The sequence below is a fragment of the Streptomyces sp. NBC_01334 genome (assembly GCF_035983595.1).
GTDB lineage: Bacteria > Actinomycetota > Actinomycetes > Streptomycetales > Streptomycetaceae > Streptomyces > Streptomyces coriariae.
In genome coordinates this window covers 2,888,066-2,909,552 of sequence record NZ_CP130718.1, presented here as the reverse complement: position 1 = coordinate 2,909,552, position 21,487 = coordinate 2,888,066, and the positions used below count along the sequence as shown (strand labels likewise).

Here is a 21,487-nt window from a genome sequence, read left to right as displayed (position 1 = left end):
AACTGCTCTGCGGGGGAAGGGGACCGGGGCGTTGGCGCTGCACAAGGACGACCCGAAGGCGCTCGGCGGGTACCGGATCGTGGACCGGATCGGGTCCGGTGGCATGGGCGTCGTCTACCTGGGCCGGTCCCGCTCGGGGCGTGAGGTCGCCGTCAAGGTGGTGCACGCCCAGTTCGCGGAGGACAAGGTCTTCCGGGCCCGCTTCCGGCAGGAGATCGACGCCGTCCGCAAGGTGAGCGGCGCCTTCACCGCGCCGGTCGTGGACGCCGACCCGGAGGCCGAACGGCCCTGGATGGCGACCCAGTACGTGCCCGGACCGGCCCTCTCCGCCCGGATCCGGAGCGCCGGCCCGCTCAAGGGCGCGGAGCTGCGCCGGCTGGCCCTGGGTCTGGTGGAGGCGCTGCGGGACATCCACCGGGCCGGGGTCGTCCACCGCGACCTCAAGCCCTCCAACGTCCTGATGGCGCAGGACGGCCCTCGGGTCATCGACTTCGGCATCTCCCGCGCCACCGAGAACCAGACCCTCACCGAGACCGGCCACGCCATCGGCACCCCGCCGTTCATGTCCCCGGAGCAGTTCAAGGACGCCCGGTCGGTCGGCCCCGCCTCGGACGTCTTCTCCCTCGGCGCGCTGCTGGTCTTCGCCGCGACCGGCCGCGGCCCCTTCGACGCCGACAGCCCCTATCTGACGGCGTGGCGGGTGATGCACGAGGAACCGAAGGTGGACGCGGTCGCCGAACCGCTGCGCGCGATCATGACCCGCTGTCTGGCCAAGGACGCCGACGACCGGCCCGGACTCGACGAGCTGGCCGGGGAGTTCGCGGAGGCGCTGCCCGAACCCGCGGCGGGCGACATGGAGACGGTGACCCTGCGTCTGCCGCCCGCGCCCGAGGCGGGCGAGGAGCCAGGACCGGCCGCGGCCGCGCCCCGCACGGGCCGCCGCTCCCGGCTGCGCCGGTGGCCGGTCCTCGCCGGGGTGGCGGGTCTGCTGGCCATGTCGCTCACCGGCTACCTCCTGTTCGACCCCTTCGAGGGGAACGGCGAGGCGGCGGACTCGGACGTCGCCGACTCCGGGGCGCCCAGCTGGGATCCGCTGCCCAACGGCTGGAAGCCCTGGCGGACCTCGGTGTTCGGGACCGCCGCGAGCGGGGTGAGGAAGCCGCTGGGCGGCGGGGACTCCGGAACCGGCACCTCCCTGTCCTGTGCCATGGGCGAGGGCGCTCTGTACTGCGGCGGCAACGGCACCCTCCCGGTCCGTGTCGACGGGGCGACGGGCCGGCTCGCCTGGCGGGCCGACTCCGTGCCCCCGGGCGTGGCGCAGAAGGCATACGGCAGCGTGGTCCTCGGGGTGCACGACGGCGTGCTGCTGGTCTCCCAGTCGGTCATGAACAGCGCGGGCGACGACGAGACCATGACCGTCGTCGCCCTCGACTCCGCCACCGGCAAGCGGCTCTGGTCGCACCCGATGAGCGCGACCGGCGTCACCGCCGCCCTCATGGGCGACCTGCTGATGACCCCCGACGGCAACCGGGTGACCGCCCGCGACCCACGCGACGGAACCGCGCGCTGGACGGCCACCCTGCCCGCCGGGCCCACCTACGGCTGCCAGTTCTACGACGTCGACGGCGTCCCGTACGCCGGCTGCGGCGACGCGGGCACACCGTCGCGCACCGTGTTCTACGCCGTCGACCCGGCCGACGGCTCGACCCGGAAGGTGAGCGTGCCGGACGGCGACGCCGTCCACGTCGGCGCTGTCGGCGGCGATCTGGCCTTCGTGATGTTCATTCCGCGGGACGCCCAGAGTTCCGCGGAGTCGGCGTACGGCGAGGTCCTGCTGATCGACCCGGACACCGGCGCCGTACGCACGAGGAAGCTGGTGGGCGACCCGCGCGGCGAGGTGGCGCTGGTGGGCGGAGTGCTCTGCTTCGCCTCCTCCGCGGGGCAGCTGGTCGCCCACTCGCCCGAGACGGGCGAGCAGCTGTGGCAGACCTCGACGACCCTTCAGCAGCCCGGCACTCCCGTCGCCGACGGGCAGGGGCGTGCGGTGTTCGCGGCCAGCGCCTCCGGACGGGTCGCCGCCCTCGACATCGAGACGGGCAGCCTGTTGTGGGAGTCCCCCGCACGGGCCGAGCAGGTCGTCGGGGCCGGCTATGCCGCGGGACGGGTGTTCCTCGACGAAGGCGCCCTGGTGGTGCTCAGCCCCGACGGGACCGTCTTCACGCTGGACCCGGATCACCCCGACCAGGAGCCGCTGTCGGGGTGATCCGGGCCCACGGCGGGGCTACGGAAGCGCCAGCATCCGCTCCAGCGCCAGCTTCGCGAACGCCTCGGTCTCCTGGTCGACCTGGATCCGGTTGACCAGCTTGCCCTCGGCGAGGGACTCCAGGGTCCAGACCAGGTGGGGGAGGTCGATCCGGTTCATCGTCGAGCAGAAGCAGACCGTCTTGTCGAGGAAGACGATCTCCTTGCCCTCGGGCGCGAAGCGGTTCGCCAGCCGGCGCACCAGGTTCAGCTCCGTGCCGATGGCCCACTTCGAGCCGGCCGGGGCCGCCTCCAGCGCCTTGATGATGTACTCGGTCGAGCCGACGTAGTCCGCCGCGGCCACGACCTCGTGCCGGCACTCGGGGTGCACGAGCACGTTCACGCCGGGGATCCGGGCGCGGACGTCCTCGACCGACTCCAGGCTGAAGCGGCCGTGCACCGAGCAGTGGCCCCGCCAGAGGATCATCTTCGCGTCGCGCAGCTGCTCGGCGGTCAGCCCGCCGTTGGGCTTGTGCGGGTTGTACAGGACGCAGTCCTCGAGGGACAGGCCCATGTCCCGTACGGCGGTGTTGCGACCGAGGTGCTGGTCGGGGAGGAAGAGGATCTTCTCGCCCTGCTCGAAGGCCCACTCCAGGGCCCGCTGGGCGTTGGAGGAGGTGCAGATCGTGCCGCCGTGCTTGCCCGTGAACGCCTTGATGTCCGCGGACGAGTTCATGTACGAGACGGGCACGACCTGCTCGGCTATGCCGGCCTCGGTCAGCACGTCCCAGCACTCGGCCACCTGCTCGGCGGTGGCCATGTCGGCCATCGAGCACCCGGCGGCGAGGTCGGGGAGGACCACCTTCTGGTCGTCGGACGTCAGGATGTCCGCGGACTCGGCCATGAAGTGCACACCGCAGAACACGATGTACTCGGCCTCCGGGCGAGCGGCCGCGTCCTTGGCCAGCTTGAAGGAGTCGCCCGTGACGTCGGCGAACTGGATGACCTCGTCGCGCTGGTAGTGGTGGCCGAGCACGAAGACCTTGTCACCGAGCTTCTCCTTGGCGGCGCGGGCCCGCTCGACCAGGTCCGGGTCCGAGGGCGAGGGCAGGTCGCCGGGGCACTCGACGCCCCGCTCGCTCTTCGGGTCGGCCTCACGGCCGAGCAGCAACAGGGCGAGCGGAGTCGGCTGTACGTCGAGCTCCGTGGTCTGGGCGGTGGTCACGGCACGCACCCTTTCTACTTTTCGTCGATCTGACGTTATCTATCATAACCCGCTTCACGTCACTTTGACGATGGTCATCGCGTCGATGTGACGTGAATCCCGCGCCGTGGTCGGCGCCGCTCCGAAGGCCGCTGTCCGCCGCATCGCGTGTGTGCGAGCATGAAGGGCAAGAAGAGGAAAGAAGTGGAAACACGACTCCTCGGCGCGGAATGAATCCGCGGCCCCGACGGTTGGAAACGTCGGCAAGCAGTCTCCGTACAACCCGGGAGAGATGTAGATGTCCGTATCGGACGAGAAGACCACTGTCAGCGACGGCATCCTCCTGTCCGACGCCGCCGCGGCGAAGGTCAAGGCCCTGCTCGACCAGGAAGGCCGCGAGGACCTGGCACTGCGCGTCGCCGTTCAGCCCGGCGGCTGCTCGGGCCTGCGCTACCAGCTCTTCTTCGACGAGCGTTCGCTCGACGGTGACGTGGTGAAGGACTTCGACGGCGTCAAGGTCGTCACCGACCGGATGAGCGCCCCGTACCTGGGCGGCGCCTCCATCGACTTCGTCGACACCATCGAGAAGCAGGGCTTCACGATCGACAACCCGAACGCGACGGGCTCCTGCGCCTGCGGCGACTCCTTCAGCTAGGTCGCCCGTTCGTACCGCTGAACGACGCGAAGGCGGCGGCCCCCTCCAACGGGGCCGCCGCCTTCGCGTTCGCGCCGCGCGAACCGCTGCCGGGCGTTACTGGACCTGCGGCAGCCGCGCGCCCGCCTTCTCCAGCGGGATCGCCGCGCCGTCCGACCCGACGACCTTCCGGCTGCCCAGCGAGGCGTCCAGGTGCACGGTCTGGTGGTACTCCTTGGCGATCAGGATGCAGACCTTGTCCTTCCACGGCGTCTCGGTCACGGTGACCTTCACCTCGTCGCCGCTCTCGGTCGCCGTGGCCTTGTAGTCGCCGCACACCCCGCCGGTGAAGCTCACGACCAGATCGTCGCCCTCGACGGTGTAGCCGTCCACCTTCACGTCCCGCGTCCCCGAGGACGCGGTCGGCGACGGCGTGGGCGTCGCGGCGGACTTCAGATACGCCGGCTCGACGGCCGGCTGCGTGACCGTGTAGCCGCCCGCGACCCCTGCGGCCTTCACGTCGAACAGCCAGGACGGTACGAGCACCTGCCGTCCGCCCGAGGTGTGCGGCGCCAGCCCGAGCACCGCGCCCTCGACCGTCGCCGTCTGCGCCTGGGGGGCCGCCGTGGACGAACCGCACGGACTCTCCAGCCGGTCCTTCAGCGGCACCGGACTGGCACAGCCGCCGATGCCCATCCGGTGGTCCGTCCCCGGCGCCGTGTTCAACGCGTCCAGCGCCTCCCGCGCGCTCAGCAGGGGGTAGGTGTCGCCCTTCACCGGCGGTTCCAGCTGCCCGTTCCCGGCGACCACCTCGCCCTGGGCGCCGACGCTGATCCCGGTCGTCCAGCCGTAGGTGGGCAGCTCGCCGAACACGGGGTCGGCGTTCACCACCCGCTGGCTCCCCATGACCTGACTCGCGTCCAGCCGGGCGCCGTCCTGCCCGACCGCCTCGAGTACCGGCGCCGCCGCCCTCTTCGCGGCAGCCTCGCTCACCGGGGCGCCGGATCCGGCCGGGGGAGTCACCGTGCACTTGTCGGTGCCGGCCGTGCAGTTGTCGGTGCCGGGCGTGTACCGGGTGAACGTCCACATCCCCGGCGCCTGCCGGTTCACCCGCAGCACCGGGCCGGAGCCGTCGTTCCCGGCGCCGACCTTCCACGCCTCGCCGTCGACGACCGGCGTCCCCTCGGCCCCCAGTGCCTTCGCCAGCCGGGCCACCTCGTCCTTCGTGATCTCGCCCTTCGCCCAGTACACGGGCGCGGAGCCGGGACCGTCGGGAAGGGTGCCGGCGGCCTTGTAGGTCACCCCGTAGGGGTTCGGCTCACCGGGTGCGATACCGCTCGTACCGCCCTCGGGGGTACCCGTACCCACGGAGTGGTCGTCCAGGAGGAGCGCCGCGGGGGTGCCGTCCCCGGACGGTGAACCGGCGCCGGCACCCCCACCGGAGCCGCCGACCGTACTGGAGGTCAGATAGGCCCCGCCCCCGCCCACCAGCAGCACGGCGGCCGCTACGGAGGCGATGAGCACGGGGGAGCGGCGGCGCGGGCCCGCCGGGGGCGCGTCCTCGGCCACCGGCCCGACGACGTGCTCGTCCGCGCCGTCGTCCGCGCCGGAGCCGGAATCGGCCGGCACCTCGCCGGCATCGGCGCCGACGCCGGCCTCGGACGCGGCGGCCCGCTCACCGGCGTCGGTGTCCGTGTCCGCAGTGCCGGTGTCCGCAGTGCTGATGTCCGTGGTGCCGGTGTCCGCGGTGGTGTCGGCCTCGGAAACGGCGGGAGCCCCGGCATCGGAGCCGACGGGAGTGTCGGTCGGGCCGGCCTCCTCGTCCGGAACGCCGGTCTCCGTGGCCGGCGCGCCCTCGGCCCGCGCCTCCTGGACCTCGGTCTCCCGGACCTCGGCCTCGGCCGTCTCCGAACCCGTCTCCTCCGGCTCGCGCGCGGCGTCGTCGTTCTCGGGTCGCTCGGTGTTCACCGCATCGCTCCTTCGGCTGCCCTGCTGTCGTACCCCACATCCCCTTTACGGGGGACGGCGATGGGACGCGACGGGGGAGCGCACGGTTCCCTCCCGAGCGCCGTACCGAAGGAAATCGAGGGTTTACCCCTAGTTGCCGTAGTCCGGCATCGCCTCCAGGAGCCGCGCCGACGTCGCCGGAACGATCACGCCGAGGATGAGTGACGGGGAGACCGGAAGGGAAGTGATCTTCTCCGGGGCGGCCCAGTGCCGAGCCATCCGGGCGCCGTCACCGCGCAGCGACGCCAGGTCGCCGTCGATGTCGGCCGGAGCGGGGGCGTGGACCTTGAGGTTCGTCATAGCCGAACCGTATGCACGCCGGAGGCCGCGAAGAAAGATCTACTATCGGGTAGTTTCGGCTGCTTCAGTGGCGCGGGTCGACCGGGTAGCGTGAACTGTCAATCCCCCTCCCCTCAGGAGAGTCCACGCCGTGCGCATCGCAGTCACCGGCTCCATCGCCACCGACCACCTCATGACGTTCCCCGGCCGCTTCGCCGACCAGCTCGTCGCGGACCAGCTGCACACGGTCTCGCTCTCCTTCCTGGTCGACAACCTGGACGTGCGCCGGGGCGGCGTGGGCGCGAACATCGCCTTCGGCATGGGCCAGCTGGGGACCGACCCGATCCTGGTCGGCGCCGCGGGCGCGGACTTCGACGAGTACCGGGCCTGGCTCGACCGGCACGGCGTCGACACCGCGTCGGTCCGTATCTCCGAGACCCTGCACACCGCCCGCTTCGTGTGCACCACCGACGCCGACCACAACCAGATCGGCTCCTTCTACACCGGTGCGATGAGCGAGGCCCGCCTCATCGAGCTGAAGACCGTCGCCGACCGGGTGGGCGGCCTGGACCTGGTCCTGATCGGCGCCGACGACCCGGAGGCGATGCTCCGCCACACCGAGGAGTGCCGTACCCGCTCGATCCCCTTCGCGGCCGACTTCTCCCAGCAGATCGCCCGTATGAACGGCGACGAGATCCGGATACTGCTGGAGGGCGCGACGTACCTGTTCTCCAACGAGTACGAGAAGGGCCTCATCGAGTCCAAGACGGGCTGGACGGACGCCGAGATCCTCTCCAAGGTCGGCCACCGCGTCACCACCCTCGGCTCGCGCGGCGTCCGTGTCGAGCGGGCCGGCGAGGACCCGATCGAGGTCGGCTGCCCGGAGGAGGAGGCCAAGGTCGAGCCCACGGGCGTCGGTGACGCCTTCCGCGCCGGCTTCCTCTCCGGCCTGGCCTGGGGCGTCTCCCACGAGCGCGCCGCGCAGATCGGCTGCATGCTCGCCACCCTCGTGATCGAGACGGTCGGCACCCAGGAGTACCAGCTGCGCCGCGCCCACTTCATGGACCGCTTCACCAAGGCCTACGGCGACGATGCCGCCACCGAGGTCCGCAAGCACCTGGCCTGACTCAGGACAGCCGGCGGACCACATAGGCCGAGCCTCGGTCCGCCGGCTCCTCACCGACGTACTCCTGGTCCCGCATCTCGCACCAGGCGGGGATGTCCAGACGGGCCGCTTCGTCGTCGGACAGCACCCGCACCGTGCCCCCGACCGGCACCTCCCCGATGACCTTCGCCAGCTCGATGACGGGAATCGGACACCGTTTGCCCAGCGCGTCCACGACGAGCTCGTCGCCGCGTACGGCGGCACCGGTCGGCGGAACGGGCGCCCCGAGCTTCTCCCGCACCCCCGCCACCGCCCCCGGCAGCACGGCGAGGAACCGCTCGACGTCCTCCTCGGCGACCCCCGTCGGCAACGAAACCCGCACGTTTCCCTCACTCAGCACCCCCATCGCCTTCAGCACATGGCTGGGCGTGAGCGTGCTGCTGGTGCAGGACGACCCGGAGGACACGGAGAACCCCTCCCGGTCCAACTCGTGCAGCAGCGCCTCCCCGTCGACGTACAGACAGGAGAAGGTGACGATCCCCGGCAGCCGCCGCAGCGGGTCCCCGACGACCTCCACATCCGGTACGACGGCCGCCACCCGCGCCCGGATCCGCGCCGTCAGCTCCCGCAGCCGTACCGCCTCGGCGGCCGCCTGCGCCCGTACCGCCCGCAGTGAGGCCGCCGCGGCCACGATCGCCGGAATGTTCTCGAACCCGGCAGCTCGCCCCGACTCCCGCTCGTCCACCGGCCCTTGGACGGCGAACCGCACCCCCTTGCGCACCGCGAGAAGCCCCACCCCGGACGGCCCGCCCCACTTGTGCGCGCTCGCCGCCAGCAGCGACCAGGGCCCCTCCACCGGCCCCCAGCCGAGCGACTGCGCCGCGTCCACCAGCAGCGGCACCCCCGCCTCCCGGCACAGCTCGGCCACGGCCGCCACCGGCTGCTCGGTCCCCACCTCGTGGTTGGCCGACTGGAGACAGGCCAGCGCGGTGTCGGACCGCAGGGCGTCGCCGTACGACCCGACGGCGACCGCACCGGTCCTGACCACCGGGACCCGGGTCACCGCCCCGCCCTCCGCCTCGAACGTCTCTGCCGAATGGAGTACCGAGGAGTGTTCGACGGCTGACACGATCAGGTGACGTCCGACCCTCCGACGCCCGGCCAGCGCGCCCGCGATCCCGGTGTGCACGGCCCGCGTTCCGGAAGCGGTGAAGACCAGTTCGTCCGGCCGGCAGCCCACCGCCTCGGCGGCCGCCTCCCGGGCGGCGTCCAGCAGCATCCGCGCCCGCCGCCCCTCCCGGTACAGACGGGCAGGATCGGCCCACCCCTCGTCGAGCGAGGCCAACAGGGCCTGGCGGGCCACGGGATGCAGGGGAGCGGCAGAAGCAGCGTCGAAGTAGGACACACGGCAACGGTAAAGCGCCGGTGCGGTCGGCACCCCAGGGCACGGGGAACTGCGCAACAGGCCACAGCGGGCCCGCAGCCGCCATACATGCCGCATTGACGAGCTATTAGGCGCTATCAGACGCTCATCCCACCCCTTCGGGGTGACCCGCGGCGCGTATGCCACCCTCCCCGCGAACCCCCGGAGGGCGTCGGCTAGGGTTTGGTCCGCATAAACATCCAAACCCCTGCCCGACGCAGGGCGGCGACCGACCCGCGAGAAGGCAGGCCGCAGCCAACCGCGCGGGCGAGACTCTCGGGAAGGCGCTACGTGAGTCCCAACGGCTCCGACCGCTCGCCGCGGCGCCCGATGCGGCGGAAGCTGCTCCAGGCAATGACCGCGGGCCTGGTCCTGGCGACCGCCACCGGTTGCACATACAAGGACTTCCCCCGCCTTGGTATGCCCACCCCGGTCACAGAAGAGGCTCCGCGGATCCTCTCCCTGTGGCAGGGATCCTGGGCAGCCGCGCTGGCCACCGGCGTGCTGGTGTGGGGCCTGATCCTGTGGAGTGCTTTCTTCCACCGGCGCAGCCGCACCAAGGTCGAAGTTCCTCCGCAGACCCGGTACAACATGCCCATCGAGGCGCTGTACACGGTGGTTCCGATCATCATCGTCTCGGTGCTGTTCTATTTCACGGCCCGTGACGAGTCGAAGCTGCTGAGCCTCGACAAGAAGCCCGATGTCACGGTGAACGTGGTCGGCTTCCAGTGGAGCTGGTGCTTCAACTACATCGAGAACGTCGACGGTTCCGACGGGAACGCGAAGACCGACAAGAACCTGGCCGCGATCCCGGACCGGTTCAAGGCGGACTTCCCCGACAACGCCGGCGGCGTCTACACCTGCGGTACTCCCGGTGAGCGGAACCCGCAGACCAACAACCCCGGCCCGACCCTCTGGCTCCCTGAGGGCAAGACGGTCCGCTTCGTCCTCACCTCGCGTGACGTCATCCACTCCTTCTGGGTGGTGCCGTTCCTGATGAAGCAGGACGTCATCCCGGGCCACACCAACTCCTTCCAGGTGACCCCCAACAAGGAGGGCACCTACCTGGGCAAGTGCGCCGAGCTCTGCGGCGTCGACCACTCCCGGATGCTCTTCAACGTGAAGGTCGTCTCCCAGGAGCGCTACGAGCAGCACCTCAAGGACCTCGTGAAGAAGGGGCAGACCGGTTACGTTCCCGCGGGCATCGAGCAGACGAGCCACGAGAAGAACCGGGAGACGAACAACCTGTGAGCATCCTCAACGAACCCCAGGGTGCCTCCGCAGCTGAGGACTCGTACGAGAACGAGCTGCCGGTCAGGCGCAAGCAGCCCGGCAACGTCGTGGTGAAGTGGCTGACGACCACCGACCACAAGACCATCGGTACGTTGTACCTGGTCACGTCGTTCGCGTTCTTCTGCATCGGTGGCGTCATGGCGCTCCTCATGCGCGCCGAGCTCGCCCGACCGGGCTTGCAGATCATGTCGAACGAGCAGTTCAACCAAGCGTTCACGATGCACGGCACGATCATGCTGCTGATGTTCGCGACGCCGCTGTTCGCCGGCTTCACGAACTGGATCATGCCGCTCCAGATCGGCGCGCCGGACGTCGCCTTCCCGCGGCTGAACATGTTCGCCTACTGGCTCTACCTGTTCGGCTCGCTGATCGCCGTCGCCGGCTTCCTCACCCCGCAGGGTGCGGCCGACTTCGGCTGGTTCGCCTACGCCCCGCTGTCGGACGCGGTCCGCAGCCCCGGCATCGGCGCCGACATGTGGATCATGGGTCTGGCCTTCTCCGGCTTCGGCACCATCCTCGGCTCGGTCAACTTCATCACCACGATCATCTGCATGCGCGCGCCCGGCATGACGATGTTCCGGATGCCGATCTTCACCTGGAACGTCCTGCTGACCGGTGTCCTGGTCCTGCTGGCCTTCCCGGTCCTCGCGGCCGCGCTGTTCGCCCTGGAGGCGGACCGCAAGTTCGGTGCCCATGTCTTCGACGCCGCCAACGGCGGCGCGTTGCTGTGGCAACACCTCTTCTGGTTCTTCGGCCATCCAGAGGTGTACATCATCGCCTTGCCGTTCTTCGGGATCATCTCCGAAGTGATCCCGGTGTTCTCCCGCAAGCCGATGTTCGGCTACATGGGCCTGATCGCGGCCACCATCTCGATCGCGGGTCTCTCCGTGACGGTGTGGGCGCACCACATGTACGTCACGGGTGGCGTGCTGCTGCCGTTCTTCTCCTTCATGACGTTCCTCATCGCCGTGCCGACGGGCGTGAAGTTCTTCAACTGGATCGGAACGATGTGGAAGGGCTCACTGTCCTTCGAGACACCGATGCTGTGGGCGACGGGCTTCCTCATCACCTTCACCTTCGGTGGTCTGACCGGCGTCATCCTGGCCTCGCCGCCGATGGACTTCCATGTGTCCGACTCGTACTTCGTGGTGGCGCACTTCCACTACGTCGTCTTCGGCACCGTCGTCTTCGCGATGTTCTCCGGCTTCCACTTCTGGTGGCCGAAGTTCACCGGCAAGATGCTCGACGAGCGCCTCGGCAAGATCACCTTCTGGACGCTGTTCGTCGGCTTCCACGGCACCTTCCTGGTCCAGCACTGGCTGGGCGCCGAGGGCATGCCGCGTCGGTACGCCGACTACCTGGCGGCCGACGGCTTCACCGCCCTGAACACGATCTCGACGATCAGCTCGTTCGTCCTCGGTCTGTCCGTCCTGCCGTTCTTCTACAACGTGTGGAAGACCGCCAAGTACGGCAAGCCGGTCGGCGTCGACGACCCGTGGGGCTACGGCCGCTCCCTGGAGTGGGCCACCTCCTGCCCGCCGCCGCGCCACAACTTCCTCACCCTGCCGCGGATCCGCAGTGAATCCCCGGCGTTCGACCTGCACCACCCCGAGATCGCCGCGATCGAGCAGCTGGAGCACGCCGGCCACGGTGCCAGTGCCATCTCGGGCAGCAAGGAGGCCGGCAAGTGAAGATCCAGGGCAAGATGTTCGTCTGGCTGAGCGTCTTCGTCCTCGTCATGGCGATCGTCTATGGCGTGTGGTCGAAGGAGCCGGCCGGTACCACGGCCCTCTTCCTGGCCTTCGGCCTGTGCATCATGATCGGCTTCTACCTGGGCTTCACCGCCCGGCGGGTCGACGCGGGCGCGCAGGACAACAAGGAGGCGGACGTCGCGGACGACGCCGGCGAGCTGGGCTTCTTCAGCCCGCACAGCTGGCAGCCGCTGTCGCTGGGCATCGGCGGCGCCCTGGCCTTCCTGGGGGTCGCTGTCGGCTGGTGGCTGCTGTACTTCTCCCTGCCGATGATCCTCATCGGTCTGTGGGGCTGGGTCTTCGAGTACTACCGCGGTGAGAGCCGCACCCAGTAGCACGCGCTGAACACAGGCTGAGCCCGGACACTCCGTCAGGAGGGTCCGGGCTCACGCTTTTGCCGCAACGGTGCTCCTCCGTCCGTGTCACTCAGCGTGCCGCGGCCGACCCGGCTCCCTAGCGTGAAGTCATGAGCCACGAACCCCGCCCTCGCACCGTCGTGGGCTGCACCCTGCTGGTGATCGCCCTGGGCGCGGTTGCAAGCGCCTGCGGCTCGGACGGCAATCCGCTCTCCGCGCGCCCCTACGACGCGACGGACCAGATCTCCTTCAGCAACCTCGGTGGCGACGGGAAGAAGTCCGACCCGGACAAGCCTCTCGAGGTCACCGCGGAGGACGACGACCGCATCACGGACGTCATCGCCGTGGACGGCGCGGGCCGTTACGTGGCGGGCGAACTCGCCGCCGACGGCAGCCGCTGGCACAGCACCGAGCCGCTGGCCGCGAACGCCCACTACACGGTCCGCGTGAGCACCGAGGACGACGACGGCGCCCCCGGCCGCCGGGTGCTCACCTTCGACACCGGCAAGCCCACCTCCAAGAAGCGCCTGGGGGTCGAGTTCGGCCCCGATGCGGGCGAGTACGGCGTCGGCCAGCCCGTCACCGCCAAGCTGGACCAGCCCATCAAGGACCCCGCCCAGCGGGCCGTCGTCGAACGCGCCCTCAAGGTCGACTCGACGCCGTCCGTGCAGGGCGGCTGGCACTGGGTGGACGACAAGGAACTCCACTACCGGCCGCAGGAGTACTGGCCCGCCCACGCCAGTCTCCGGGTGCACAGCAACCTGGACGGCATCAAGATCGGCGACCGGCTGTGGGGCGGCCCCACGAAGGACCTCAAGCTCACGATCGGCGACCGGGTCATCGCCGTCACGGACGCGTCGTCGCACTCCATGACGGTCTTCAAGAACAACGAGGAGATCAACCAGATCCCCGTCACCACCGGCAAGCCCGGCTTCGAGACCCGCAACGGCGTCAAGGTCGTCCTGGGCAAGGAGTACTTCGTACGGATGCGCGGCACCACCGTCGGTATCGCGGAGGGTTCCTCGGAGTCCTACGACCTGCCCGTGTACTACGCCACCCGCGTCACCTGGAGCGGCGAGTACGTCCACGCGGCTCCCTGGTCCGTGGGCTCCCAGGGGTACGCGAACGTCAGCCACGGCTGCACCGGCATGAGCACGTCCAACGCCGAGTGGTTCTTCGACAACATCCGCCAGGGCGACGTCGTCCAGGTCGTCAACAGCTACGGCGACACGATGGAGACCTTCGGCAACGGCTTCGGCGACTGGAACCTGGACTGGAAGAAGTGGACCAAGGGCAGCGCGCTGACGGGCGGCAAGCAGAAGGCGGAGCAGGACACGTCGAGACTGCGGCCTGCCGCGGTGTAGGTACTGCCGGGGCGCGGCCGCCGGGGGCGCGGGGAACCCCACGCCCCTGTGCCCTCGCTAGGCGCTCTGTGTAAGGCTCTTGCGCCGCATCAAGGACGCCAGGGCCGAAGCGAACTCCACGGGCTCCACAGGCAGCGTCACAGCCGCGTCAGCGCGGCTCCAGGTGGCGAGCCAGGCGTCCTGGGGCCGCCCGATGAGCAGAAGCACCGGCGGGCACCGGAAGATCTCGTCCTTGATCTGCCGGCACAGCCCCATGCCACCCATGGGCGCGGCCTCGCCGTCCAGGACGACGACGTCGACGCCGCCCCTGTCCAGCTCTCGCAGCACCGCCGCGGGCGTCGCGCACTCCAGGAACTCCACCACGGGGACGTCCGGCGCTGGCCTGCGCCCGGTCGCGAGCCGGACCTGCTCGCGGGTGTTGGCGTCGTCGCTGTAGACCAGCACCGTGGCGGTCGCCTGCATGCTTCCTCCGTGACATCAGCGTCGTACGGACAGAACCGATGCCGCGGATGCTACTCCCTTGAACACGTCGTCAACACCGCTTGGAACACCACTTCGATGGGCCATACGGGCAGTACACACGGTGCGAACACTCCGAACGGCACCCCCCGGAGTGAGGGCGGGATAAGGGACCGACATAATGTCGGTCGTGGCGACAGCAACGACAGTAGAAACCGGGCACGCGCACCCGTCGGTCAATCGGCCGAACCTCACCAGTGTCGGAACCATCATCTGGCTGAGTTCCGAGCTGATGTTCTTCGCGGCCCTCTTCGCGATGTACTTCACCCTGCGATCGGTGACGGGTCCTGATCACTGGAAGGAAATGGCCGAGGCCCTGAACTTCCCGTTCTCGGCCACCAACACCACGATCCTGGTGCTCTCCTCGCTCACCTGCCAGCTCGGCGTCTTCGCCGCCGAGCGCGGTGACGTGAAGAAGCTCAGGATGTGGTTCATCGTCACCTTCATCATGGGTGCGATCTTCATCGGCGGTCAGATCTTCGAGTACACGGAGCTGGTGAAGAAGGACGGGCTCTCGCTCTCCTCCGACCCGTACGGCTCGGTGTTCTACCTGACCACCGGCTTCCACGGCATGCACGTGACGGGCGGCCTCATCGCCTTCCTGTTCGTCCTCGGGCGCACCTACGCGGCCAAGAGGTTCACCCACGAGCAGGCGACCGCGGCCATCGTCGTGTCCTACTACTGGCACTTCGTCGACGTCGTCTGGATCGGCCTCTTCGCCACGATCTACATGATCAAGTAGCCGGGCACGCTCGCTCCCGCACATCCCAAGCATCGACGCAGAAGATCCTGACACCGGGGTAATCCGTGAAAAAGCTCTCCGCACGACGACGCCATCCGCTGGCGGCGCTCGTCGTCCTACTCCTCGCGCTGGCGGCTACCGGGGGGCTGTACGCCGCGTTTGCGCCCGCGAGCAAGGCGCAGGCAGACGACACCGCCCAGTCCCTCGCCATCGACGAGGGCAAGAAGCTCTACGCCGTTGGCTGCGCAAGCTGCCACGGCACCGGCGGTCAGGGGACCTCCGACGGCCCGAGCCTGGTCGGCGTGGGTGCCGCGGCCGTCGACTTCCAGGTCGGCACCGGGCGCATGCCCGCGGCCACCTCCCAGGGCGCCCAGGTGCCCGCGAAGAAGGTCATCTACACGCAGGCCGAGATCGACCAGCTCGCCGCGTTCATCTCCTCCCTGGGCGCCGGCCCGTCCGTCCCGACCGACGCCGAGTACGGCCCGGAGGGTGCGGACATCGCCAAGGGTGGCGAGCTGTTCCGCACCAACTGCGCGCAGTGCCACAACTTCACCGGCAAGGGCGGTGCCCTCACCAAGGGCAAGTACGCCCCGACCCTCGAGGGCGTGGACCCGAAGCACATCTACGAGGCCATGCAGACCGGCCCGCAGAACATGCCTTCCTTCCCCGACACCACCCTGTCGGAGCAGAACAAGAAGGACATCATCGCGTACCTGCACGCGGTCAACAGCGACGAGACGAACAACCCCGGTGGTCTGGAGCTGGGCGGCCTCGGGCCGGTCAGTGAGGGCCTGTTCGCGTGGATCTTCGGTCTCGGTGCCCTGATCGCGGTAGCCGTCTGGGTCGCCGCTCGGACCGCAAAGGCCAAGAAGTCATGAGTAGCCAAGACATTCCAGAAGAGAACCTGCCCGCTGAGCAGGGCCACGCACACGGCAGCGCCGTAGGCGTCGCGGACGAGCAGAACCCGTTCGCGGACCCGGGGCTGCCGCCCCACGAGCATCGCGTCCAGGACATCGACGAGCGGGCCGCCAAGCGGTCCGAGCGTGCGGTCGCCTTCCTGTTCACGCTGTCGATGCTCGCCACGGTCGGCTTCATCGCCTCGTACGTGGCGATCCCCGCCGACAAGTCGATCTTCGTGTTCCCGATCGGCCACCTCAGCGCGCTGAACTTCGCGCTGGGTCTGACGCTGGGCACGGCGCTGTTCACCATCGGCGCCGGCGCGGTCCACTGGGCCCGCACCCTGATGTCCGACGTGGAGGTCGCCGACGAGCGGCACGCGATCGCCGCGGCCCCCGAACTCCGTGCGAAGGTCCACGAGGACTTCAAGCAGGGGGCCAAGGAGTCCGCGATCGGCCGTCGCAAGCTGATCCGCAACACGATGTTCGGCGCGCTCACCCTGGTGCCGCTGTCCGGTGTCGTGCTGCTGCGCGACCTCGGCCCGCTGCCCGAGGACAAGCTGCGTCACACCCTGTGGGCCAAGGGCAAGCTGCTCGTCAACATGAACACGAACGAGCCGCTGCGTCCCTCGGACGTCGCCGTCGGTTCGCTCACCTTCGCCAAGCCCGAGGGCCTGGAGGAGCACGACGAGGAGTTCCAGAACGAGATCGCCAAGGCGGCCCTGATGATCGTCCGGCTCCAGCCGGACAACATCAAGGACAAGCAGGAACTCGACTGGTCCTACCAGGGCATCGTGGCGTACTCGAAGATCTGCACCCACGTCGGTTGCCCGATCTCGCTGTACGAGCAGCAGACGCACCACGTGCTGTGCCCCTGCCACCAGTCCACCTTCGACCTCTCCGACGGTGCCCGAGTGATCTTCGGCCCCGCCGGCCACGCCCTGCCGCAGCTGCGCATCGGTGTGAACGACGAGGGCTATCTCGAGGCGCTCGGCGACTTCGAAGAGCCCGTCGGTCCTGCTTTCTGGGAGCGCGGATGAGCACGAACGAGAACACCGAGAGCAACGAGTCCCGTGACCGCGGGAAGGCTCCGGCGGGCGAGCGGATCGCCGACTGGGCCGACGGCCGGCTGGGGATCTACACCCTGGCCAAGGCCAACATGCGCAAGATCTTCCCCGACCACTGGTCGTTCATGCTGGGTGAGATCTGCCTCTACAGCTTCATCATCATCATCCTCACGGGTGTGTATCTGACGCTGTTCTTCCACCCGTCGATGAACGAGGTGGAGTACCACGGCAGCTACGTCCCGCTCCAGGGACAGCTGATGTCCGAGGCGTTCAGCTCGACCCTGCACATCTCCTTCGACGTGCGCGGCGGTCTGCTCATCCGGCAGATCCACCACTGGGCGGCGCTGATCTTCCTCGCCGGCATGTTCGTGCACATGATGCGGGTGTTCTTCACGGGCGCGTTCCGCAAGCCGCGTGAGATCAACTGGCTGTTCGGCTTCCTGCTGTTCGTCCTCGGCATGTTCACCGGTTTCACCGGCTACTCGCTCCCGGACGACCTGCTCTCCGGCACCGGTGTCCGCTTCACCCAGGGCGCGATCCTGTCGATGCCGATCGTCGGCACGTACATCTCGATGTTCCTGTTCGGCGGGGAGTTCCCGGGCCACGACTTCGTGGCGCGGTTCTACTCGATCCACATCCTGCTGCTGCCGGGCATCATGCTCGGGCTCGTGGTCGGCCACCTGATCCTGGTCTTCTACCACAAGCACACGCAGTTCGCGGGCCCCGGAAAGAGCAACAAGAACGTCGTCGGCATGCCGCTGCTGCCGGTGTACATGGCCAAGGCCGGAGGCTTCTTCTTCCTGGTCTTCGGTGTCATCGGGGTCATCGCGGGCATCGCCCAGATCAACCCGATCTGGGCCATGGGCCCCTACCGTCCGGACCAGGTGTCCACCGGCGCCCAGCCCGACTGGTACATGGGCTTCGCCGAGGGTCTGATCCGATTCATGCCGGGCTGGGAGGTCAACATCTGGGGCCACACCCTGGTCCTGGGTGTGTTCATCCCGCTGGTCCTGTTCGGTGTCCTCCTCGCGATCCTCGCGCTCTACCCCTTCATCGAGTCGTGGGTCACGGGCGACAAGCGCGAGCACCACATCCTGGACCGGCCGCGCAACGCCCCGACGCGCACGGCGCTGGGTGTCGCCTGGGTCACGATGTACATGATCATGCTGGTCGGCGGTGGCAACGACCTGTGGGCCACCCACCTCCACCTGTCGATCAACTCGATCACCTGGTTCGTCCGGATCTTCTTCATCGCCGGACCGGTCATCGCGTACATCGTCACCAAGCGGATCTGCCTCGGCCTCCAGCGCCGGGACCGGGACAAGGTGCTGCACGGTCGCGAGACCGGCACCATCAAGCGCCTGCCGCACGGTGAGTTCATCGAGATCCACGAACCGCTCAGCCAGGAGCAGCTGCACACCCTCACGGCGCACGAGCAGTACGAGCCGGCCGCGATCGGCGCCGCCGTCGACGACAACGGCGTCGAGCGCAAGGTGAAGGGCAAGGAGAAGCTCCGCGCCAAGATCAGCGGGGCGTACTTCGGTGAGGACCAGCAGATTCCGAAGCCCACCGTGGAGGAGTACAAGGAGATCACGAGCGGCCACGGCCACCACTGATCGCTGAGGCGTCGCCACGCCGCAGGAAAGGGCCCCGTCCGGTCTTCGGACGGGGCCCTTTGCCGTGCCCACGGGCTGGATAGGGTGGGGTGCACCTTGTCACGAGGCGCACGACGGCAGACGACGTACACGACGTACACGACGACACACGCAGGAGCGGCTATGAGCGCTGTGACCCCCGCTGGAGGCGACACCGCGGCGGGCCGTTCCTGGCCCGAGGTGCTGAACGGTCTGCTGTACGGTCGCGACCAGGACGCCGACGCCACGTTCTGGGCGCTGGACCGGATCATGCGCGGCGAGGCGACCGACGCGCAGATCGCCGGGTTCGTGGTGGCGCTGCGGGCCAAGGGCGAGACCGTCGCGGAGATCAACGGACTCGTCCGGGCGATGTACGAGCACGCCAACCTGATCGAGGTGCCCGGCCGGACCGTCGACATCGTCGGCACCGGCGGTGACGGCGCGAAGACGGTCAACATCTCCACGATGTCGGCGATCGTCGTGGCCGGCTCGGGCGCCACGGTCGTCAAGCACGGCAACCGGGCGGCGTCCTCCGCGTCCGGCGCCTCCGACGTCCTGGAGAAGCTCGGCGTCAATCTGGAGCTGACCCCGCGGCGGGTGGCCGAGGTGGCCCAGGAGGCCGGGATCACCTTCTGCTTCGCGATCAAGTTCCACCCGGCGCTGCGTCATGTGGGCGCCGCGCGCGGCCAGTTGGGTATCCGCACGGTGTTCAACGTGCTCGGCCCGCTGACCAACCCCGCCAAGGTGCGGGCCCAGGCGGTCGGGGTCGCGGACCCGCGGATGGCGCCGGTCGTCGCGGGCGTCTTCGCCGAGCGCGGCAACTCCTCCCTGGTCTTCCGGGGCGACGACGGTCTCGACGAGCTGACCACGACCGCCACGTCCCACGTGTGGGTCGTCCGCGACGGCAAGGTCACCGAGGAGACCTTCGACCCGCGTGACGTCGGGCTCGAGCTGGTCCCGGTCGAGGCTCTGCGGGGCGGGGACCCGTCGTACAACGCGGAGGTCGCCCGCCGCCTTCTGGAGGGCGAGACGGGACCGGTGCGGGACGCCGTGCTGCTGAACTCGGCGGCGGCGCTGGTGGCCCTGGAGCCGGGCTCCGGAACCCTTGCCGGGCAACTGCGCGACGGCATGGACAAGGCGGCCGAGTCGATCGACTCGGGTGCGGCCAAGCGGGCGCTGGACCGCTGGGTCGCCGCCACCCAGGCGTGACGCCTCACCGCTGAAGGCCGTCCCGCGATCCGGACACGGGTTGCGGGACGGCGATCACTTCACGTACGTTCCTGTATCAGGTCATGAGTGACAGTCATGAGGCCCCGGCCGACTGTCCGGCAACCCTCCGTCCGTGGCGGGGTGCCCCGGGTGAAGACCAGGTCGTAGGCAGCGAGGTCTACGGCAAGCGCGGACCCCTCGCACTCTTCTGAGTGAGTACCGCCAGGGGTCCTGGTCGTTCGAGGGAGCCTTCCGTGAGCAAGCGAATGCGATAGGGCGTAGAGCCCCGCCTCCGCACACCCCTTTCACCTTCCTCCGTGCTCGAGCCATGCCCGCTCGCACGGTGGTTCCCCCTTGCCTCTCACGGGAGTTCGCCATGTCTGTCTCCACCGCTGCCGCCGCCCGTACCGTTTGTGCCCCGCTGCCCGTTCTCGGCCGGGATGTCACGGTCCCGCTCGTGACGGGCGGCGAGGTCACCTACGCGGCGCTCGACTACGCGGCCAGCGCCCCCGCCCTCCAGCGCGTCTGGGACGACGTGGCGGCCTACGCCCCGTACTACGGCAGCGTCCACCGGGGCGCCGGCTACCTCTCGCAGCTCTCCACGGACCTCTTCGAGAACGCCCGCAGGACGGTGGCCGAGTTCCTGGACTGCCGCCCCGACGACCAGCTGGTCTTCACCCGCTCGACGACGGACTCCCTCAACCTGCTGGCTCGGGCCCTCCCGGCCGGCTGCCAGGTCTTCGTCTTCGAGACCGAGCACCACGCCTCGCTGCTGCCCTGGCAGGACGCCCGGGTCACCTACCTGAACGCCCCGCGCACCCCGCGCCAGGCCGTCGAGACGCTGGAGCGGGCCCTCGCCGACCGTGACCCCCACGGCCCGGCCCTGGTCTGCGTCACCGGCGCCTCGAACGTCACCGGCGAGCTGTGGCCGGTACGCGAGCTGGCGGCCGCCGCGCACGCCCACGGCGCCCGGATCGTCCTGGACGCGGCCCAGCTGGCCCCGCACCACCCGGTCTCCGTGCAGGAGCTCGACGTCGACTGGATCGCCTTCTCCGGTCACAAGCTGTACGCGCCCTTCGGTTCCGGCGTGCTGGCCGGCCGCGCCGACTGGCTGGTGGCGGCCGACCCGTACCTCGCGGGCGGCGGCGCCAGCCGCAAGGTCACGCGGCGCGAGGACGGGGGAGTGGACGTGGAGTGGCACGAGAGCGCCGCCCGCCACGAGGCCGGCTCCCCGAACGTGATCGGCGCCTACTCCATCGCCTCGGCGTGCAAGGCCCTCACCGAGGCGGGCTTCGACAGCCTGGTCGCCCGGGAGGAGTACCTGATCGCGAAGGTGCGGGCCGGTCTGGCCGAGGTCCCGCAGGTGAAGGTGCTGTCCCTGTTCGGGGACGACGCGCCGCGGGTCGGCGTGATCTCCTTCGTCGTCGAGGGCTGGAACAGCTCCCACTTCGCCGCCGCCCTCTCCGCCGAGTACGGCATCGGGGTCCGCGACGGCCTCTTCTGCGCCCACCCCCTGGTCCGTACCCTGCTGGGCAGCGACCCCCGGAACCAGGGCGAGTGCGGCGCCCCCGAGGCGGCTCCCGGCGAGAAGTCCCTCAACGCGATCCGGGTGAGCTTCGGCGCGGGAACCCCGGACGAGCACGTGGAGCGCTTCGTGAACGCGGTGCGCGAACTGGTGAGCGAGGGTGCGCAGTGGCAGTACCGGACGGAAGACGGCCGCTGCGTGCCCGCGGTCTGAGCGACGGTCCGCCGGAGGCGGTGTT

At 69.5% G+C, this 21,487-nt stretch carries 18 protein-coding genes and 1 riboswitch; of the genes, 13 read left to right on the top strand and 5 right to left on the bottom strand.

Translation table 11 applies throughout. The annotated features are described in order from the left end of the window. Positions 1 to 31 precede the first annotated feature (31 nt). A complete protein-coding gene (locus OG736_RS13235; protein WP_327182609.1) occupies positions 32 to 2,263 on the top strand; it encodes a serine/threonine-protein kinase in 2,232 nt (743 codons plus the stop codon). A gap of 18 nt (positions 2,264 to 2,281) precedes the next feature. Here the strand turns inward: OG736_RS13235 and nadA are convergent, their stop codons facing one another. Further along, a complete protein-coding gene (gene nadA, locus OG736_RS13230) occupies positions 2,282 to 3,466 on the bottom strand; it encodes a quinolinate synthase NadA (RefSeq protein ID WP_327182608.1) in 1,185 nt (394 codons plus the stop codon). 277 nt (positions 3,467 to 3,743) lie between these two features. On the opposite strand from nadA, the gene OG736_RS13225 reads away from it, so the two are divergent. Further along, positions 3,744 to 4,100: a HesB/IscA family protein gene (locus OG736_RS13225; protein WP_015033024.1), complete on the top strand. Its 357-nt coding sequence runs from the start codon at positions 3,744 to 3,746 to the stop codon at positions 4,098 to 4,100. 96 nt (positions 4,101 to 4,196) lie between these two features. Here the strand turns inward: OG736_RS13225 and OG736_RS13220 are convergent, their stop codons facing one another. Together OG736_RS13220 and OG736_RS13215 are read right to left on the bottom strand one after the other, a co-directional pair. Then, positions 4,197 to 6,047: a flagellar basal body-associated FliL family protein gene (locus OG736_RS13220; RefSeq protein WP_327182607.1), complete on the bottom strand. Its 1,851-nt coding sequence runs from the start codon at positions 6,045 to 6,047 to the stop codon at positions 4,197 to 4,199. 129 nt (positions 6,048 to 6,176) lie between these two features. Continuing rightward, positions 6,177 to 6,386, bottom strand: a complete 210-nt coding sequence (locus tag OG736_RS13215) for a hypothetical protein (protein WP_327182606.1) — start codon at positions 6,384 to 6,386, stop codon at positions 6,177 to 6,179. A gap of 130 nt (positions 6,387 to 6,516) precedes the next feature. On the opposite strand from OG736_RS13215, the gene OG736_RS13210 reads away from it, so the two are divergent. After that, the gene (locus OG736_RS13210) at positions 6,517 to 7,491 is read left to right on the top strand and encodes a carbohydrate kinase family protein (protein WP_327182605.1); all 975 of its coding nucleotides are present in this window, start codon (positions 6,517 to 6,519) and stop codon (positions 7,489 to 7,491) included. 1 nt (position 7,492) lies between these two features. Here OG736_RS13210 and OG736_RS13205 read toward each other — a convergent pair whose 3' ends face one another. Further along, the gene (locus OG736_RS13205; RefSeq protein WP_327182604.1) at positions 7,493 to 8,875 is read right to left on the bottom strand and encodes a cysteine desulfurase/sulfurtransferase TusA family protein; all 1,383 of its coding nucleotides are present in this window, start codon (positions 8,873 to 8,875) and stop codon (positions 7,493 to 7,495) included. A 309-nt stretch (positions 8,876 to 9,184) separates the two neighbouring features. Between OG736_RS13205 and ctaC the strand changes: the two genes are divergently transcribed. The 4 genes from ctaC to OG736_RS13185 all read left to right on the top strand — a co-directional run bounded on the left by ctaC (position 9,185) and on the right by OG736_RS13185 (position 13,657). Continuing rightward, positions 9,185 to 10,144 carry an aa3-type cytochrome oxidase subunit II gene (gene ctaC / locus OG736_RS13200; protein WP_020130003.1) on the top strand — a complete coding sequence of 320 codons (960 nt, stop codon included), beginning with the start codon at positions 9,185 to 9,187 and terminating at the stop codon, positions 10,142 to 10,144. Then, positions 10,141 to 11,877 (top strand): aa3-type cytochrome oxidase subunit I, encoded by a 1,737-nt coding sequence (gene ctaD / locus OG736_RS13195; protein WP_327182603.1) that lies wholly within the window; start codon positions 10,141 to 10,143, stop codon positions 11,875 to 11,877. Before ctaC ends, ctaD begins: the two co-directional genes overlap by 4 nt. Continuing rightward, positions 11,874 to 12,272 carry a cytochrome c oxidase subunit 4 gene (locus OG736_RS13190; protein WP_327182602.1) on the top strand — a complete coding sequence of 133 codons (399 nt, stop codon included), beginning with the start codon at positions 11,874 to 11,876 and terminating at the stop codon, positions 12,270 to 12,272. Before ctaD ends, OG736_RS13190 begins: the two co-directional genes overlap by 4 nt. A gap of 131 nt (positions 12,273 to 12,403) precedes the next feature. Beyond that, entirely contained in the window at positions 12,404 to 13,657 is a 1,254-nt protein-coding gene (locus OG736_RS13185) for a L,D-transpeptidase (RefSeq protein WP_327182601.1), read from the top strand. 57 nt (positions 13,658 to 13,714) lie between these two features. On the opposite strand, the gene OG736_RS13180 is transcribed toward OG736_RS13185, so the two are convergent. Then, positions 13,715 to 14,119: a response regulator gene (locus OG736_RS13180; protein ID WP_327182600.1), complete on the bottom strand. Its 405-nt coding sequence runs from the start codon at positions 14,117 to 14,119 to the stop codon at positions 13,715 to 13,717. Between the two features lie 178 nt (positions 14,120 to 14,297). On the opposite strand from OG736_RS13180, the gene ctaE reads away from it, so the two are divergent. From ctaE to OG736_RS13150, 6 genes are all read left to right on the top strand, one after another. Then, positions 14,298 to 14,918, top strand: coding sequence for an aa3-type cytochrome oxidase subunit III (gene ctaE, locus OG736_RS13175; protein WP_020129998.1), 621 nt, complete (start codon positions 14,298 to 14,300; stop codon positions 14,916 to 14,918). A 65-nt stretch (positions 14,919 to 14,983) separates the two neighbouring features. After that, positions 14,984 to 15,796, top strand: coding sequence for a cytochrome bc1 complex diheme cytochrome c subunit (gene qcrC, locus OG736_RS13170; RefSeq protein WP_057599605.1), 813 nt, complete (start codon positions 14,984 to 14,986; stop codon positions 15,794 to 15,796). Continuing rightward, a complete protein-coding gene (qcrA, locus tag OG736_RS13165; RefSeq protein WP_327182599.1) occupies positions 15,793 to 16,854 on the top strand; it encodes a cytochrome bc1 complex Rieske iron-sulfur subunit in 1,062 nt (353 codons plus the stop codon). The genes qcrC and qcrA overlap by 4 nt, the downstream gene beginning before the upstream one ends. Continuing rightward, complete coding sequence (qcrB, locus tag OG736_RS13160) at positions 16,851 to 18,497, top strand: cytochrome bc1 complex cytochrome b subunit (RefSeq protein ID WP_327182598.1); 1,647 nt, start codon at positions 16,851 to 16,853, stop codon at positions 18,495 to 18,497. Before qcrA ends, qcrB begins: the two co-directional genes overlap by 4 nt. A gap of 162 nt (positions 18,498 to 18,659) precedes the next feature. Next, positions 18,660 to 19,724 carry an anthranilate phosphoribosyltransferase gene (gene trpD, locus OG736_RS13155; protein WP_327182597.1) on the top strand — a complete coding sequence of 355 codons (1,065 nt, stop codon included), beginning with the start codon at positions 18,660 to 18,662 and terminating at the stop codon, positions 19,722 to 19,724. A 79-nt stretch (positions 19,725 to 19,803) separates the two neighbouring features. Next, positions 19,804 to 19,920: riboswitch (SAM riboswitch) on the top strand. Positions 19,921 to 20,100: 180 nt separating this feature from the next. Beyond that, entirely contained in the window at positions 20,101 to 21,462 is a 1,362-nt protein-coding gene (locus OG736_RS13150) for an aminotransferase class V-fold PLP-dependent enzyme (RefSeq protein WP_327182596.1), read from the top strand. Positions 21,463 to 21,487 lie beyond the last annotated feature (25 nt).